16 protein-coding genes are annotated in these 16,813 nt (G+C 65.9%); 7 read left to right on the top strand and 9 right to left on the bottom strand.

Features of this window, described 5'->3' with window-relative positions; genetic code table 11:
• Positions 1 to 85 precede the first annotated feature (85 nt).
• Complete coding sequence (guaB, locus tag IOC61_RS11465; protein WP_195688945.1) at positions 86 to 1,555, bottom strand: IMP dehydrogenase; 1,470 nt, start codon at positions 1,553 to 1,555, stop codon at positions 86 to 88.
• 201 nt (positions 1,556 to 1,756) lie between these two features.
• On the opposite strand from guaB, the gene IOC61_RS11460 reads away from it, so the two are divergent.
• From IOC61_RS11460 to IOC61_RS11445, 4 genes are all read left to right on the top strand, one after another.
• Positions 1,757 to 1,954 carry a CsbD family protein gene (locus tag IOC61_RS11460; RefSeq protein ID WP_195688944.1) on the top strand — a complete coding sequence of 66 codons (198 nt, stop codon included), beginning with the start codon at positions 1,757 to 1,759 and terminating at the stop codon, positions 1,952 to 1,954.
• A 54-nt stretch (positions 1,955 to 2,008) separates the two neighbouring features.
• The gene (locus IOC61_RS11455) at positions 2,009 to 2,563 is read left to right on the top strand and encodes a PRC-barrel domain-containing protein (protein ID WP_195688943.1); all 555 of its coding nucleotides are present in this window, start codon (positions 2,009 to 2,011) and stop codon (positions 2,561 to 2,563) included.
• Positions 2,564 to 2,733: 170 nt separating this feature from the next.
• On the top strand, positions 2,734 to 4,104 hold the full coding sequence (gene xseA, locus IOC61_RS11450; protein ID WP_195688942.1) for an exodeoxyribonuclease VII large subunit: 1,371 nt from the start codon (positions 2,734 to 2,736) through the stop codon (positions 4,102 to 4,104).
• Positions 4,105 to 4,248: 144 nt separating this feature from the next.
• On the top strand, positions 4,249 to 4,905 hold the full coding sequence (locus IOC61_RS11445) for a peroxiredoxin (protein WP_195688941.1): 657 nt from the start codon (positions 4,249 to 4,251) through the stop codon (positions 4,903 to 4,905).
• A 62-nt stretch (positions 4,906 to 4,967) separates the two neighbouring features.
• Here the strand turns inward: IOC61_RS11445 and glrR are convergent, their stop codons facing one another.
• The 6 genes from glrR to IOC61_RS11415 all read right to left on the bottom strand — a co-directional run bounded on the left by glrR (position 4,968) and on the right by IOC61_RS11415 (position 12,849).
• Positions 4,968 to 6,338, bottom strand: coding sequence for a two-component system response regulator GlrR (gene glrR, locus IOC61_RS11440; RefSeq protein WP_195689130.1), 1,371 nt, complete (start codon positions 6,336 to 6,338; stop codon positions 4,968 to 4,970).
• Between the two features lie 58 nt (positions 6,339 to 6,396).
• Complete coding sequence (locus tag IOC61_RS11435; RefSeq protein WP_195688940.1) at positions 6,397 to 6,966, bottom strand: hypothetical protein; 570 nt, start codon at positions 6,964 to 6,966, stop codon at positions 6,397 to 6,399.
• A gap of 4 nt (positions 6,967 to 6,970) precedes the next feature.
• Positions 6,971 to 8,512 carry a sensor histidine kinase gene (locus tag IOC61_RS11430; protein WP_229333099.1) on the bottom strand — a complete coding sequence of 514 codons (1,542 nt, stop codon included), beginning with the start codon at positions 8,510 to 8,512 and terminating at the stop codon, positions 6,971 to 6,973.
• An 853-nt stretch (positions 8,513 to 9,365) separates the two neighbouring features.
• Positions 9,366 to 10,679, bottom strand: a complete 1,314-nt coding sequence (gene argA / locus IOC61_RS11425; protein ID WP_195688939.1) for an amino-acid N-acetyltransferase — start codon at positions 10,677 to 10,679, stop codon at positions 9,366 to 9,368.
• 149 nt (positions 10,680 to 10,828) lie between these two features.
• The gene (locus tag IOC61_RS11420) at positions 10,829 to 12,094 is read right to left on the bottom strand and encodes an inorganic phosphate transporter (RefSeq protein ID WP_195688938.1); all 1,266 of its coding nucleotides are present in this window, start codon (positions 12,092 to 12,094) and stop codon (positions 10,829 to 10,831) included.
• 74 nt (positions 12,095 to 12,168) lie between these two features.
• On the bottom strand, positions 12,169 to 12,849 hold the full coding sequence (locus tag IOC61_RS11415) for a TIGR00153 family protein (protein ID WP_195688937.1): 681 nt from the start codon (positions 12,847 to 12,849) through the stop codon (positions 12,169 to 12,171).
• 112 nt (positions 12,850 to 12,961) lie between these two features.
• Between IOC61_RS11415 and IOC61_RS11410 the strand changes: the two genes are divergently transcribed.
• Complete coding sequence (locus tag IOC61_RS11410) at positions 12,962 to 13,834, top strand: CYTH domain-containing protein (protein WP_195688936.1); 873 nt, start codon at positions 12,962 to 12,964, stop codon at positions 13,832 to 13,834.
• A 22-nt stretch (positions 13,835 to 13,856) separates the two neighbouring features.
• Entirely contained in the window at positions 13,857 to 14,768 is a 912-nt protein-coding gene (locus tag IOC61_RS11405) for an ion transporter (RefSeq protein WP_195688935.1), read from the top strand.
• An 18-nt stretch (positions 14,769 to 14,786) separates the two neighbouring features.
• Here the strand turns inward: IOC61_RS11405 and IOC61_RS11400 are convergent, their stop codons facing one another.
• Together IOC61_RS11400 and IOC61_RS11395 are read right to left on the bottom strand one after the other, a co-directional pair.
• Positions 14,787 to 15,410, bottom strand: a complete 624-nt coding sequence (locus IOC61_RS11400) for an L-threonylcarbamoyladenylate synthase (protein WP_195688934.1) — start codon at positions 15,408 to 15,410, stop codon at positions 14,787 to 14,789.
• A gap of 2 nt (positions 15,411 to 15,412) precedes the next feature.
• Positions 15,413 to 16,318 (bottom strand): PHP domain-containing protein, encoded by a 906-nt coding sequence (locus IOC61_RS11395; protein WP_195688933.1) that lies wholly within the window; start codon positions 16,316 to 16,318, stop codon positions 15,413 to 15,415.
• Between the two features lie 112 nt (positions 16,319 to 16,430).
• Between IOC61_RS11395 and IOC61_RS11390 the strand changes: the two genes are divergently transcribed.
• Positions 16,431 to 16,730, top strand: a complete 300-nt coding sequence (locus IOC61_RS11390) for a YciI family protein (RefSeq protein ID WP_195688932.1) — start codon at positions 16,431 to 16,433, stop codon at positions 16,728 to 16,730.
• The last annotated feature ends 83 nt before the right edge of the window (positions 16,731 to 16,813 follow it).

Genomic DNA, 16,813 nt, shown 5'->3' with positions numbered 1-16,813 from the left:
GCCGAGGCAGCGGAGTTGACGAGTCTGTCAATGAGCATGCCGAGGCCGTTTTAAACAACGCATGGCGCCATTCCAGCGGCGCTTTTTAACCAGCCCGGTAGTTGGGGGCTTCCTTGGTAATTTGCACATCGTGCACATGGGACTCGTTGAAGCCGGCCCCGGTGATCTTCACGAACTGCGGCTTGGTGCGCATCTCCTGGATGTCGCGGCAGCCGGTGTAACCCATGGAGGCGCGCAGCCCGCCCATCAACTGATGGACGATGGCCCCCATCATGCCCTTGTAGGGCACGCGACCTTCGATGCCTTCGGGCACCAGCTTCTCGGCACCGGCATCCTTGTCCTGGAAATAGCGGTCGGCGCTGCCCTGACTCTGGGCCATGGCACCCATCGACCCCATGCCACGATAGGCCTTGTAGGTGCGGCCCTGGTAGAGTTCGATCTCGCCGGGCGCCTCCTCGGTGCCGGCCAGCAGGCCACCCACCATCACCGCGCTGGCTCCGGCGGCGACCGCCTTGGCCAGATCGCCGGAGAAGCGTACACCGCCGTCGGCGATCAGCGGGATGTCATAGGGCTCGAGCGCCTCGGCCACGCTGGAGACGGCGGTAATCTGGGGCACCCCCACGCCGGCCACCACGCGGGTGGTGCAGATGGAGCCGGGGCCGATGCCCACCTTGACGCCATCGGCACCGGCCTCGGCCAGGTCCTTCGCCGCTTCGGCCGTGGCGATATTGCCGCCTACGACCTGGATCTGGGGGAAGTTTTCCTTGGCCCAGCGCACCCGATCGATCACGCCCTTGGAGTGGCCATGGGCGGTATCGATGATGATCACGTCGACACCGGCCTCGGCGAGTGCCGCCACGCGATCGGCGGTCTCGGGCCCCGTCCCCACGGCGGCACCGACCAGCAGACGGCCATCCGCATCCTTGGCGGCGTTGGGGAAGGTGCGCGCCTTCTCGATATCCTGGAAGGTGACCAGACCCCGCAGGCGGAAGGCATCATCCACGACCAGCATCTTCTCGATGCGGTACTCCTGCATCTTGCCCTTGATCACGTCCAGGGAGGTGCCCTCCGGCACGGTGACCAGGCGCTCGCGAGGCGTCATGATGTCCGCCACGCTATCGCCATGGTTGGGCTGGAAGCGCATGTCACGCTCGGTGACCAGGCCGACCAGAGACTCGCCCTCCACCACCGGAAAGCCCGAGAAGCCATGCTCCTCGGCCATGGCCAGCAGATCCGCCAGCTTGGCCTTGGGCCCCACGGTAACCGGGTCGTTGACGATCACGCTCTCGTGCTTCTTGACCTTGCGCACTTCGGCGGCCTGCTGCGCGATGGTCATGTTCTTGTGGATGATGCCGATGCCACCCTCCTGGGCCATGGCGATGGCCAGGCGCGCCTCGGTCACGGTATCCATGGCGGCGGAGAGGAGCGGAATGTTCAGGTAGAGATCCCGGGTCAGTCGGGTCCGCAGGCTGACGTCCTTGGGCAGAACGTCTGAGTAGCCGGGCACGAGGAGAACATCATCGAAGGTCAGAGCTTCTTGGGCCATACGTAGCATATGCGGCGACACCCATGGACTGGTGGGGAGGGAGTAAGGTTAATCGCCTATTATAGCGCCCGGCCCGAGGCACGAGCAATGCGGGCCCTGCGCTCGACACCGCATTACGAATTAACACAACAAGAAACAAATATCTCCTCACGGCATCGAGACGCTGATCTAGATTGAAGATCGCGTAACCCACGGATAAGGAACCATGCCATGAACTGGGACCAGATCGAAGGCAAGTGGAAAGAGTACAAAGGCAAGGCGCGTGCCAGCTGGGGAGAGTTGAGTGACGATGAACTCGATCAGGTGGCCGGCAAGCGTGACCAACTGGTAGGCAAGCTGCAGCAGCGCTATGGCCTGGAGCGCGAAGAGGCAGAACGCCAGGCCGACGACTGGGCTCGCGGGTTGTAACGAGTGCTGGAGATGAGCGAGCACGATCAGCAACCGCAGGAAAGGAGAACGATCATGCACAAGCGTCTACTCACCATCGCCGTAACCGCCGTTGCCGGTAGTCTGGCCCTCGGTGGCCAGGCATCTGCCGACAAACACGAAAACAAGGAGGAAGGCCAGCAGCAGAGCCATGCCTCCATGCAGGCACAGGGCCTCTACTCGGCCGACGACCTGATGGATGCCGATGTCTACCTGCGCGACGACCCTGAGGAAAACGTCGGCGAAGTCGAGGATATCCTGCTCGACGATGACCAGAAGATCAGCGCCCTGGTGATCGAGACCGGCGAGGTTCTCGGCATGGGTGGCCGTGAGATAGTGGCGGACATCAAGAAGATCAGCGTAGAGAGCAAGCGCGACGATGGCGGCACATGGGGCGATGGCTATGTCACCCACCGCGTCACCATCGATGCCCAATCGGAAGATCTCGAAGAGTTCCCCGAGTACGAGAAGGAGTGGTTCGATCAGGAGTCCGAGGCGCGCCGCACGAACCGTGAGGGAAGGAGCGCCTGGCATGCCGGCGGTGTCGCGGGTGGCAGCATGAGCAAGGATAACGCTGCCGAGGAAAAGTGATATCGCCACTCCCGATTGCACCACCCCCCATCATGCGTGTGCCGGATTCTCCCGGCGCACGCATGATGCCAGCATGGACAAAGTCCACTGTCCCGCATCATGTGTCGAGCCATACTGTAGGTGCCCACCCATGCTAGAGTGGCGCCATCGCTTCAACTTGCGCACCGGCCATGCCCTTACCCACCGACATGCCCCTCTCCGTCAGCGAGCTCAACCGCAGCGCCCGACAGCTGCTGGAGGGGCGCTTCGGCGATATCTGGGTCGAGGGCGAGCTCTCCGGGGTGTCGCGTCCCAGTTCCGGCCATGTCTACTTTACCCTCAAGGATGAGCATGCCCAGCTGCGCGGCGCCCTGTTTCGGAGCCGTGCACGCTTCGTGGGGGCGCCGATGCGCGACGGGGACCGGGTCAAGGTACGCGGGCGGCTGTCGGTCTTCGAGCCCAGAGGCGACTATCAGCTGATCGCGGAAGCGGTGCAGGCCGCGGGTCTGGGCGAACTGCTGGCGGCCTACGAACGGCTCAAGTCACGCCTCGACAGCGAAGGCGTGTTCGCCAATGCCCGCCCCCTGGCCTGCCCACCACGCCACCTGCTTATCATCACCTCGCCCACCGGCGCGGCGATTCGCGACGTACTGGCGGTACTCGCCGCCCGCTGGCCCATGGTGAACGTGACGCTGATTCCGGTGGCGGTCCAGGGACGCGAGGCGGTGCCGGCAATGATCTCGGCGCTGGGTTTGCTCAATCGCCAGGCGAACCTCGACCCGGACCGCGACGCCATCCTCCTCACCCGGGGCGGCGGCAGCCTGGAGGACCTGTGGGCCTTCAACGACGAGCATCTGGCCCGGGCGATCTTCCATTCGCGACTGCCGATCATGTCGGCGGTGGGCCACGAGGTGGATGCGACCCTTGCCGACTTCGCCGCCGATGCACGCGCCCCCACCCCCTCTGCGGGAGCGGCGCGACTGGTGCCGGATCGCCATGATCTCACCCACCGTCTGGAGGTGCTCCAGGCACGCCTGGTGCGCGCGATCCAGTCTCGGCTCGATGCCGAGGGTCAGCGCCTGGATCACCAGCGGGCGCGACTGCGCCATCCCGGCGAGAAGCTGGAGCACCGCCGTCAGGCGCTGGCGCAGCTGGCCGGACGACTGACACGAGCCCTCCAGGCGCGCCTGACCGAGGCCAGCCGACACCAGGCCCAGCTGAAGCGCCGCCTGACGGCACACCCGCCCGGCCGCCAACTGGCGCTGGCCGAACGTCGCCTCGAGGCGGCAAGCCAGCGTCTGAGCATAGCGGCGCCGCGGGCGCTGGTGCGTCATCGCGAGCGTCTGACAGCGGTCGCCAGGGAGCTGCATGCCGTCAGCCCCCTGGCGGTGCTGGGCCGTGGCTATGCGATACTCGAGGATAAGCAGGCGCGCGTGGTACGACGAGCCGACGACGCCGCCCCCGGCGACCGCCTGACCGCCCGCCTGGGGGAGGGACGCCTGACGCTCGAGGTACTTCCTGATGACGCCGATATTCCGGCCGCCAAGCGGTCGAACCAATAGCGCAGGGAGCTCACAACCCCCTGTGCTATCTAAGCTTAGTCGCAAGTCGTCTTGACGTTCCGGGCCAGATGCCGTTTCGTCGACTGTTCTTGCGACACTCCCGCCATGGGCGGGATTCCATCACCATGTATCAAGGAGTCACACATGTCTCTGCGCATCAATGACCTCGTACCGGACTTCGAGGCCGACACCAGCCAGGGTGCCATCCGCTTCCACGAGTGGCTGGACGGCAAGTGGGCCATCCTGTTCTCCCACCCCAAGGACTTCACCCCGGTCTGCACCACCGAGTTCAGCGCCGTGGCCAAGCTCAGCGATGAGTGGAAGAAGCGCGATACCAAGGTGATCGGCATCTCGGTGGATGGCGTGGAGGACCACAAGGGCTGGATCAAGGACATCGAGAGCTTGGCCAGCAGCGATGTCGGCTTCCCGATCATCGCCGACGAGGACCTCAAGGTCGCCAAGCTGTTCGACATGCTGCCCGCCGAGGCCTACCTGCCCGATGGCCGGACTCCCGCCGACAGCGCCACGGTCCGCTCGGTGTTCATCATCGGTCCGGACAAGCAACTCAAGCTCTCCATGACCTACCCGATGAACGTCGGTCGCAACTTCGCCGAGGTACTGCGTGCCCTGGATGCCCTGCAGACCGCCAACGGCAAGGGTGTGGCCACCCCGGCGGACTGGACCGTGGGCGAAGACGTGATCATTCCCCCGACGGTCTCCGACGAGGATGCCAAGGCCAAGTTCGGCGAGTTCGAGACCGTCTTCCCCTACCTGCGTCGCACCAAGCTTCCCCAGCAGTAAGCGGAGCACGATGCGAACCCTGGCCCCCGCCCCATGGCGGGGGCCAGTCGTTTCGGGAGGCCTCAGCGCTCAGGCTTGAAGGTGGCCGGCTCCAGATCGTGACGCCCCAGCAGCTTGTAGAAGTCGGTGCGGTTGCGCCCGGCGATACGCGCCGCCTGGGTCACGTTGCCGGCGGTGAGCTTCAGCACCTTGATCAGGTAACGACGCTCGAAGGCCGCCCGGGCATCGTTGAACGTCGGCAACACACTCTCTTCGGCCGCCAGCGCCTGGGCCACCAGCGCCTCGGGAATGATCGCGGTCCCGGTCAAGGCCACACACTGCTCGACCACATTGACCAGCTGACGCACGTTACCCGGCCAGGCACTGGCCGCCAGCAGCTTCAGGGCCTCCGGCGAGAAGCCCTTGACGAAGGGCTTGTGACGCTCGGCGGCCTGGACCACCAGATGCTTGGCCAGCAACGGCACATCCTCGGGGCGCTCCTTGAGCGATGGCAGACGCAGGTTGACCACATTGAGGCGGTAGTAGAGATCCTCGCGAAACTCCCCCTCGCCCATGGCGCGATCGAGGTCGCGATGGGTCGCCGAGATGATTCGCACGTCCACCGGCACCTGAGCAGTGGAACCCAGCGGGCGAACGTGACGCTCCTGGAGGGCACGCAGCAGCTTGACCTGAAGCGGCAGCGGCATGTCGCCGATCTCGTCGAGAAACAGGGTGCCGCCGTCGGCGGCCTGAAACAGGCCACGATGTTCGCTGATCGCCCCGGTAAAGGCTCCCTTGGCGTGCCCGAACAGCTCACTCTCCAGCAGCTGTTCGGGCAGGGCACCACAGTTGATCGCCACGAAGGGCTTCTCGGCTCGGGGGCTTGCACGATGAATGGCTCTGGCCATCAGCTCCTTGCCCGAGCCGGATGGGCCACTGACCAGCACGCTAACATCGGAGGCGGCGACCATGCGCGCCTGCTCCAGCAGGCGCTCCATCTCGGGGCTATGGGTGATGATCTCGGCCCGCCAGGCCTCATCGCCATCCGTCACCCCGCCCGGAGCCTGGGCCAGGGCATCCTCGATGGCAGCGAACAGCTCGTCACGATCCACCGGCTTGGTCAGGAAACTGAATACGCCCTCGCGAGTCGCCGCGACCGCATCGGGTATCGAGCCGTGGGCGGTAAGCAGGATGACCGGCAGCCCCGGCGCCGCCCGCTGCACCTCGCGGAACAACATCAGGCCGTCCATCTCATCCATGCGCAGGTCGGTAATCACCAGGTCGGGACGATTGACCTCCAGCGACCTGAGCGCCTCGCGGCCGCTCTCCGCGGTGGTCAGCCGGTAGCCGCGACTCTCCAGTCGCATGCCCAGCAGCCTGAGCAGGCTGACGTCGTCATCCACCAGCAGGATATGGGCAGGCTGCCGACGCCCGGCACTCCCGGCGGCCGCCATCCGGGTCGATTCAGCACGCGTTTGCAGGGGGGGCAGGGTCTTCACATCGAGGCCTCCATCACTCTTCGTTCTGCTGTCGCAGGTTGATACTTCGCTCGATGGCGGTCAGCGCCTCGAGCTTCTCCGTCAGGGCGGCCTTCTCCCCCTCCAGGGCGGTGATACGGGCCTCGCTATCCACCTGGGAGGAGCGCGCGGCATTCAGTCGCCCGAGCATGGCGCGGCGACGCTCCAGCTCGTTGAGCCAGTAGCGCAGCAGCGGCTGCAGGGTCACAGGCGCGGCACTCAGGTCGGCCTTGTAAAGCTCCGAGGCGAGCCCCCACTGCCGGTGGTTCCCCCATGAGAGTGCCACGGCGCGAGCCAGGCGTCGCTCTGCCTCCTCCCCTTCCAGGCGCTTGAGCATGGCATCACGCCAGGCGCGATCACCGCGCTGCGACGCCAGCCCGAAGTCGACCCACTCCCGCAGCAGGCACGCCTCATCGGTGAAGCTCGGCAGTTCGGCCCCGCAGTGGGCAACAGACTCCACGACGCTGGCCGGCTCGGTGGAGTGCTCCATCAGCCCCCGCGGCAGAATCTCGCAACCGACCAGCCAGATGGCCAGTAGACTGGCCAACAGGGGACGCAGCGTCATCACATCAGCTCCTTGCTTGCGGGTCTGCCAACTCGGCAGGCATGTCAGTAGTTTCAACCCTCGAGGGGGCCGTGTGCGGCAGCGTCAGGCGGAAGCAGACCGCCAGGCGGGGATCTGTCACCAGGGCCAGCTCGCCCTGCTGCAGGCGGGCGCAGTCCGCCGCTACCGAGAGCCCGATGCCGGAACCCTTGAGCGGCCCCTTGCGACGCGTGCTGCCCTGATAGAAGGCCTCGAACAACCGCGGGCGATCCGCCTCGGCAATGGGTTCGCCGCTGTTGGCCACCTCCAGCTCAAGGCGATCTCGGCGCTGCCGAGCACGGATCTCCAGCACCCCTCCCTCCTCACCATAGGCGATGGCATTGGAGACCAGGTTATCGAGGATATGCCCGGTCGCGGCACGATCCAGTGGCCACACCACCGGGCCATCGAAGCCCTCGACCCGCATTCCCTTGTTGGACAACGCCAGACGGTGTTTGGCCAGCACCTCGTGCAGCAGGGTGGCAACGTCGATCCGCTCGACCTTCACCCGGCGGTTCTGCTGCAGCAGGTTGTAGTCGAGCAGCTGCTCGATCAACCGCTGCAGCTCGCGGCCGCTACCATCGATCAGCTCGAGAATCTCCTGCTGCTGCGGGGTCAGCTCGCCGGCCACCCCGTCGCCCAGCAGCGCCGACCCTTCACGCACGCTGGCCAGCGGGGTCTTGAGCTCGTGGGACATATGGCGCAGGAAGCGCTGCTTCTCGACCTCCACCTCATCGAGACGCGAGGCGAGCCAGTCGAGGCGCTCATCCAGCTGAATCAACTCGGCGGGCCCCTGTACCGGGCGGGGTGGTGCCTCGCGGGAGCCACTGCCAATACCCAGGATACGGCGTTCCAGCTGACGCACCGGACGAATGATCAGCCATGAGAACAACAACATCAGCACCAGGCTGGCCGACACCAGGGCCCCGGTCTGCCACCACAACTGCCTCTGCACCCCTCGTGCCCCCTCACGGATGGCATCGATGCGCGTATCGATGCGCTGATTGGTGGCCTGGCGCAGCGCTTCGGTATGCTCGGCGAGTGCCGGGAAGGCGTCGAGCCGCTCCTTGAACGCCGCCAGCTCCAGGCCGGGCAGATCACTCAGGCGTTCGAGAAGCGCCTCCAGCGCCTCCACGGCAGGAGCCTCCGGCAGCAGCTCTCGCTGCCGACCCAGCAGTTGGCGATACTCCTCGAGCCGGGCGGCATAGATCTCCAGCAGGCTCTCCTGCTCCAGGACGGCATACTGCCGTGCACTACGCTCCATCTCCAGGGCCAACACCCCCAGGGTCCGGGCGCGCCGCGTCTCCTCTACCGCCTGGCGGGCGCTGACGTCGGCCAGCCGGGTAAGCTCGGAGAGGGCCTGGCCCGCCTGGAACATCAGCACGCCCAACGGCAGCATCACCACCACGAAGGCGATCAGCACGAGCTGCAGCAGGGAGCGGGGGCGCCAGCGACGGGCGACTCGGGTGACCATGTCCAGCGTTCTTCGCAGATAACCAGGGGGCGGGGTGGCGGATGGGGTTGCCATCATGTCGAACCTTCAGGATACCAGAGTTTGCCTGGGCGCCGTGCCCTCACGATCGCGACATGCAGTGATAAAAAAAAGGCCGGCAGAGCCGGCCCAATACGCAGGGAACTGAAGGGTCTGGAAGGATCACCGATGGCAGCCTGGTCCAGCCAACGCCCACCCTTCCAAACGGGCCGGGGAAGGCCCTCGAAGCCATGAGCGAGCCATCTGCCACCAGGGGCTGGCCCTCCTCATGTGGACGGCAGGTCGTCGAAGACCAACCATCCCGCCTCGTTTCTGGCAGTGTCGCCCGGCCTGGTCGAAACCATTCGTGCCATGGCGCCACCGCGCAATTCCATCCCCCGCAAGGGGGGAGAGAGGCATCCATGCCGGGGCATCCTTGCCCTTGGGTACGCATCCCTGAGCATGTCGGTACCCGTCTCATCGCAACCTAAGTCACACATCGCTAGGAGCAGACGCTGATCGCTTTGGAGGCGAGGCACAGGGCAGTGTCGTTCCGCCTCCGTCACGATCGAAATGGTTCGAGCCGTAATGAACCACTCCCGTCGCTCACTTCACATGTTGCGAACAGCGTGCCAGAAACAAATAAACACCATTAACTCAACTACTTACAAATCACCCTATGCTCAAGATGTGCTCCAATCCGGGTGACGGGGTGGCTTGCGACCGGAGTTATGTCGCAAGAAAAAGACACAGGCGGAGAAGATCTCTAAACAACCATTCTTATCAATAGCTTAGAGAGTCGCCAAGTCGCGACAGCTGCACAGGCGATGACAGCTCCCGGCGACAGGGCACGGCTTGCCACACCATGTCGAATGGCAGGCGAGATCGTTGCGATAACACGTCGGCATGCTCAGCCGAGAGACTTGACCAGCACCTTGGACTTGCGGGCGTGGTTATAGGTGTCCCGGCGCAGCGGTGGCAGCGCCTCGAGATCGGCCAGACGAAAGCCGTGCTCGAAGAACCAGTGGGTGGTGTGGGTGCTGAGGGCAAACAGCGCCGACAGGCCCTGCCGCCTGGCACGCCGCTCGAGCTCGGCCAGCAGCAGCTCGCCGCGAGCACCGCCACGATAGTCATCGTGAACCGCCACGCAGGCCAGCTCGCCCATCTCGGCATCATCGAACCGATGCAGGGCGGCACAACCGATGATCATGCCGTCGCGCTCGATCACCAGATAATCGTCGATCTCGTGCTCCAGCCGCTCCCGGGAGCGGGGCACCAGCATGCGGCGCTGCTCCAGCGGTTCGAGCAGCTCCAGCAGGCCACCGATATCCGCCAGCTCCGCCGAACGCAGCTGCTCGTAACGATGCCGGGTGATCATGGTGCCGACCCCGTCGCGGGTGAAGAGCTCGCCAAGCAGGGCGTCATGGTCATGCCAAGAGAGCAGGTGGGTACGCGCCACCCCGTGGCGGGCGGCCTGACAGGCGGCCTCCAGATGACGGGCGAGCTCGCTGCCGGGGGTTGCCTGACTCAGCAGCGGCCCGGCCTCGGCGGGCGTCAGCTGACGCTGCAGCTGGCCACTGGCATCGCAGAGGCCGCTGGCCTCGCCGAGCAGGATCAGCTTGTCGGCCGACAGCGCCATGGCGGCATGCTGGGCCACATCCGAGGCGTCGAGGTCGAAGACCTCTCCGGTGCTGGAGAAGCCCAGTGGTGGCAGCACCACCAGAGCGCCCTGCTCCAGCAGCCCCTCGATGGCCTGGGTACGCACCCGGCGCACCTCCCCGCTATGATCGAAGTCGACTCCCTCCCGCACCCCGAGCGGCTTGGCCATCACCAGGTTGCCCGAGATCGCGGAGAGTTCCACACCATGCATCGGCGTATTGGGCAGGCCCAGCGAGAAGCGCGCCTCCAGCCACAGCAGCTGCTCGGCGGCCACTCGCTCGATGCAGGCCATCACCTCTCCATCGGCAACCCAGCGCCCCTGATGCTGCCCTGGCGTGATCCCTGCCGCATCCAGGGCCTGGCGTACCTGAGGCCGAATGCCGAACACCACCACCAGCCGTACCCCCAGGGTATGCAGTAGCGCCAGATCCTGGATCAACTGCTCGCCACGCCCCCGCGCCATCGCCTCGCCTTCGATCAGAATGACGAAGGTTCGTCCGCGATGAGCATTGATATAGGGCGAGGAGTTGCGAAACCAGTCGACGAAGGGGAAGCGTTTATCCAAGAGCCGCTCTCCGGCTGCGGGTGATCGAAAGGGGGGTCCACGACTATAGCAGAGCAACGGAAACGGCGGCACCACTAACGTGGTACCGCCGCCCGGGGCTCCGTGCAGGCGATGGCCTGGGGCTCGTGGCCCCCGGCCCCTCGTATGCGTTAGCCGAACATGCCCTTGAACATGAAGAAGAACAGGATGGCCAGCCCCGCACCGGCAGGCAGAGTGATCAGCCACGACATGGCGATGGTGCCGATCACGCGCAGGTTGAGGGCCGCCATGCCGCGGGCCAGGCCCACGCCCAGCACGGCCCCCACCAGGGTATGGGTCGTGGAGATCGGCAGGCCGGTGCCCGACGCCAGCACCACGGTGACCGCGGCGGCCAGGGTGGCCGCGAAGCCACGACTGGGCGTAAGCTCGGTGATGCCGGTACCCACGGTGGCAATCACCCTGTGGCCATAGGTGACCAGGCCGACAACGATACCGCCACCACCGAGCACCAGCACCCACCAGGGCACCAGGGCGGCCCCATCGATCTCGCCTCCACTATTCACCACGCCGATCACCGCCGCCAGGGGCCCCACCGCGTTGGCCACATCATTGGAGCCGTGGGCGAAGGCCATGGCGCAGGCGGTGAAGATCATCAACACGCCAAACACCCGCTCGACCCCGCTGAAGCCGAAGTGGTCGGTCTTGCGACTACTGGCCTGCACACGCCGCTCCATGAGAACGCCCATTGCGGCGAACAACAGGCCGGCGAGCATCGCCAGCAGCAGGCTGGTGCCGAAATCGAGGTCCAGCCCAACGTGCTTGAGCCCCTTGGTCAGGGTCACCATGGTGACCGCAAAGCCCACCAGGAAGACATACATCGGCACGTAGCGCTTGGCGGCGGCGAAGGGGTCACGGGCCTCGAAGATCAGGTGCTGTACCGACTTGAACAGGGTAAAGGCGATGGTACCGGCGAGCAGCGGCGAGACGATCCAGCTGGCGGCGATCTTGCCGACACTGGCCCAGTCCACCGCCGCGGCTCCGAGGCCAGCCACGGAGAAGCCGACGATGGCACCGACGATGGAGTGTGTCGTGGAGACCGGCCAGCCCTTCATGGAGGCAATCAACAGCCAGGTAGCGGCCGCCAGCAGCGCGGCCAGCATGCCGTAGACCAGCAGCTGCGGGTCTTCCTGGAGAAGCTCGGGGTCGATGATCCCCTTGCGAATGGTGTTGGTCACTTCGCCGCCGGCCAGCCAGGCGCCGAGAAACTCGAAGATGACGGCGATCAGGATCGCCTGCTTGATGGTGATGGCGCGGGAGCCCACCGACGTGCCCATGGCGTTGGCGACATCGTTGGCCCCCACTCCCCAGGCCATGAAGAAGCCGAACAGGCAGGCCAGGATGATGAAGATCTCGCCGTGCTGCGCAATGATCGACATGAGGATACGTCCCCTCGTTGCGGTCGTTTGATGGTGTGCTTACAACGGCCCCGAGATTGTCGGGGCCGTGGCACTCAATTGGCAGTCATGATCTGCAGACGGCTTCCCACCCGCTCGGCGCGGTCGGAGAGCTGCCCTACCCAGTCGATGATCGTGTAGAGGAACATGACATCGACCGGCGGCAGACGATCCTCGAGGCCGAACAGCTGGCGGCGGATGGCGACCTGCTGGGCATCGGCCTGATGCTCCAGGCGATCCAGCTCCCGGATCAGCTTCTGCATCACGTCGCTGACATTGCGCCCGAAGCCGGAGTCGAGCAGGTCCCTGAGCTCTTCCAGGGCGTGGCGCGCCTGGGCCACACAGGCCACGGCCGTCTGCATGTAGTCACGCATCGGCTGGGCCAGCTCCTCGGGCACCTGCATGCGCCTGCCGAGCATGATGCCGGTGATATCGCGCACCTTGTTGGCGATCTTGTCCTGTACGCTGATCAGGTCGAGCAGATCCGAGCGCGATACCGGCAGGAACATCGTGTTGGGAAGGTTGAGGCGCAGCTCGGTCTTGAGCTCATCGGCCTCGTGCTCGAGGCGAGTCACCGTTTCGCGGTGGGCCGCGGCCGACTCCCAGTCACCCATGAGGGTCGCCTCGAAGAAGGGCAGCAGCTGGTCGGCACATTCGCTCGTCTTGACGATATGGGTCAGCAACGGCTCGAATGGCGAACGACCGAACATCGCGGAGAAGGGATTGGATGTCACCATGGGGCATCTCGAAACCTTGAAAATGGCGGCGACAGTATAGTGACCCCTGTCGCCATCGTCATGAACTATTCATCCGATTTGAGAATCCCCACCTGATCGAGGCTGTCGACGCATGAGTCAAGAGATCGAACTGAAGCTCGCCCTGGGCCCCGAGGGCCCCGACGCCCTGCGTCGCCACCCCCTGCTGAACGAGTCCTCCCCGAGCGCCACCCGCCTCGGCAATACCTACTTCGACACCGCCGGGGGGGAGCTGGAAGCGGCGCGCATGGCGCTTCGCCTGCGCCGGGTCGACGGTCGTTTGCTGCAGACGGTAAAGACCCGCGGCGAGGGCGGCGGCGGCCTGTCGCGACGCGGCGAGTGGGAGTGGCGGGTCCCGGGGCCGGGGCTCGACCTGGCTGGCCTCGAGGGGCTGCCACCGGCCGAGCTGGGCGAGGACGTGCTGAGGCGACTGGAGGCACGCTTTACCACGGACTTCCGCCGCGAAACCTGGCACCTCGAGCATCGCGGGGCTCGTATCGAGCTGGCCCTGGATGAGGGCGACATTTCCGCGGCGGGTCGTCATGTCGAGATTCGCGAACTGGAGCTGGAGCTCGTGGAGGGCGAGCCGGCGGCGCTATGGTCACTGGCCGACGCCCTGGCCGAGCATGTGGCCCTACGCCCCTCGGATACCAGCAAGGCGGCCCGGGGCGGGGCCCTGCTCTCGGGCGAGTGGCGACTTCCCCCGGGCGGCTCGCCGGCCTGCTGGCTACACCGCGCCGTGGTGGCACTGGATGCCCACGCCGACAGCGGCCATGGCGACTGGCGGGAAGCGGCGGCCGACGCCCTGCGTCGACTCGCGGCCCTGGGCGACACGACGACGAGAGAGGCGGCGGCGGCGGACTCCCTCGGGAAGGCCCTGGCGAGCGATGCCTGGCTGACGCCCCATAACGGCCGTCAGCTGTTGTGGCTGGCACACCGCCTGTCGGGGCAGCTCCCCCTGGCCTGAACTCACCACAAGGAAATCGCCCGTGAACCATCTACCCAGCCCCGCCGACGAAGGCCTGCGCAAACGCGTCTTCCAGATCATCTTCGAGTCCGACACGCGCCCTGCCAAGGCCTTCGATATCGTCCTGATCGTGGCGATACTCACCAGCGTGCTGGTGGTGATGCTGGAGAGCATCGAGAGTCTGCGCAGCGACTACGGCACCCTGTTCCTGTGGCTGGAGTGGGGGTTCACCATCGCCTTTACGCTCGAGCTGGCGGTACGTCTCTACTGCCTGGAGCGCCCCCTGCAGTATCTGAGGAGCTTCTACGGGGTGGTCGACCTGATCGCCATCCTGCCCACCTGGCTGGCGCTGATCGTGCCCGGGGTCCAGACCCTGGTGATGGTGCGCCTGCTGCGCACCCTGCGCATCTTCCGGGTGCTGCGGCTGATGGAGTTCGTCGGCGAGGGACGCCTGCTGATCGGTGCCCTGAAGCGCAGCAGCCATCAGATCTTCCTGTTCCTGTTCACCGTCTTCATGCTGGTTTCGATCTTCGCCTCGATCGTCTACCTGATCGAGCCCGCCGAGGCCGGCTTCACCAGCATTCCCACGTCGATCTACTGGGCCATCGTCACCCTGACCACGGTGGGCTACGGCGATATCGTGCCGGTGACCCCGCTGGGTCAGGCGATCTCGGTGATGGTGATGCTGATCGGCTACTCGATCATCGCCGTACCCACCGGGGTCTTCTCCGCCGAGGTGATCCGCTCGATCCGCGCCGATCGCTACTCCGACGAGGCCTGTCCGGGGTGCGGCCATGACCGCCACGAGCAGCGCGCCAAGTACTGCCTGCTGTGCGGTACCTGGCTCGACGAGGACACCCCCGACCCACAGCTCTCCGAGGAGAAGCAGGAGGCCTGGTGGGAGGAGCATGGCGGCAAGGGCAACGACGCCTAGCCGCCACGGGCGTGGGGATTACTCGCGGAAGGGAGCGACGTCGCCGCGGCCCTCGCGCAGGACCACCGGCGGAAGCTCGCGCAGATCCACCACGCTGGTGGGCTCCAGATGGCAGGCGCCGCCGTCGATGATCAGGTCGAGGTCGGCGCTGAAGCGCTCGCGGATCTCTTCGGCATCGGTCATCGGCAGCTCCTCGCCCACCGGGATCAGGGTCACGCTCATCAGCGGCTCGCCGAGCGCCTCGAGCAGGGCGTAGGTAATGGCATGGTTCGGTACGCGAACCCCGATGGAGCGACGCTTGGGGTGCAGCAGCAGTCGCGGCACCTCGGTGGTCGCATTGAGGATAAAGGTGTAGGCACCGGGAGTGTGAGCCTTGAGCAGTCGAAAGACGGCGTTGTCCACCTTCGCATAGGTGCCGATCTCGGAGAGGTCGGAACACACCAGGGTAAAGTTGTGCTTGTCATCCAGGGCACGCAGCCGCTTGATCCTGTCGATGGCCTTCTTCTCGCCCAGGTGGCAGCCCAAGGCGTAGCCCGAGTCGGTGGGATAGGCCACCACCCCACCGGAGCGAATGATGCCGATCGCCTGTTCGATCAGACGCTTCTGGGGGTTCTCGGGGTGAATCTGGAAGAACTGGCTCATGGTCACGCTCCTGAATTGAACCGCGGCGCCAGCCGCGGATGGGTCCATACCGGCAGCGTGGCGGTGCGCGGCACCGGGCTCATGCTGCCCGGCGCCAGGTGGCCGCCGGTGAAGTGAAAGTCGCTGCCCAGCGAGGCATAGAGCCCGCGCTCCTGGAGCTGACGCGACAGGTCGCGGGTCACATCGGGGTTCTGGAAGCCACTGACCAGCTCGGCGGCCTGGCCGCCGGCGGCACTGAAGTCGTCGAGCAGCAGGCCACGCTTGCGTCGCGTCAGGGAGTAGCGAAGCGGATGCGCCAGCACCGCCACGCCCCCCGCCGAAAGCACCCAGCCCACCGCCTCGGCCATATCCGGCCACAGCGCCTTGACGTCACCCGGCTTGCCGGCCCCCAGGTACTTCTTGAAGGCGGTCGCGACGTCGGGCACCACTCCCGCCGCGACCAGTGCGCGGGCGAAGTCGGGGCGGCCCAGGGGGCGCTCGCTGCCGGCCTGCTCCCGTGCCCGGGCCAGGGCATCATCGAGGCCAATCCTTTCCAGGCGCGAGGCGATGGTCCTGGCGCGCTTCACGCGAGCCACGGCCTGGGCCTCGAGCCCCTCGACCAGCGCCCCCTTCACGCCCTCGGGCAGCAGCCCCACCACATGGATGCCGATGCCCCGCCACTGGGTGGAGAGCTCGGTACCGGGAACCAGCACGAGGCCCTCGCGCCTGGCCGCCTCGGCCGCCTCGGCCACGCCATCCAGGGTGTCATGGTCGGTCAGCGCCATATGCGTCAGGCCCTGGGCGGCACAGAGCGCCACCAGGTCCATGGGGGACAGGGCTCCATCCGAGGCGGTGGAGTGCATATGCAGGTCGATGCGGAGCGGCTCGGGGTCGCCCTCGAAGCGCGGGGGAAGTGGAGGCATTGGCATGACGCCGATCGGCGACTTTGTCAGAATGGTCTATCATGGTGCGCCTCCGGCCAATGCCGGTCAATGGCGCCACTCCCCCCGATCCTGCCGCCCCATAGAAGGAAGCCAGCCAATGCTCTACGCGATCATCAGTGAAGATGTGGACAACAGCCTGGAGCGCCGTCTCGCCGCCCGCCCCGACCACCTGGCGCGCCTGGAGGCGCTACGCGACGAGGGTCGCCTGGTCATGGCGGGTCCCCACCCGGCGATCGACAGCGAAGACCCGGGCGATGCCGGCTTCTCCGGCAGCCTGGTGGTCGCCGAGTTCGACAGCCTCAAGGCGGCCCAGGCCTGGGCCGATGCCGACCCGTATGTGATCGCCGGCGTCTACGCCCGGGTGGCGGTGAAGCCCTTCAAGAAGGTTCTCCCCTGAAGAAGGTTCACTCAACCAGCCAACTTATCAACAGCCGTTTTTTGCACAGCCACTGTGGACAACCCTGTTGAAACGCCGCGGAT

This window comes from Halomonas sp. KAO (assembly GCF_015595025.1).
Taxonomy (GTDB): domain Bacteria; phylum Pseudomonadota; class Gammaproteobacteria; order Pseudomonadales; family Halomonadaceae; genus Halomonas.
Note: the sequence above shows the minus strand (reverse complement) of the source record. Positions and strands in the feature narration are given on the sequence as shown.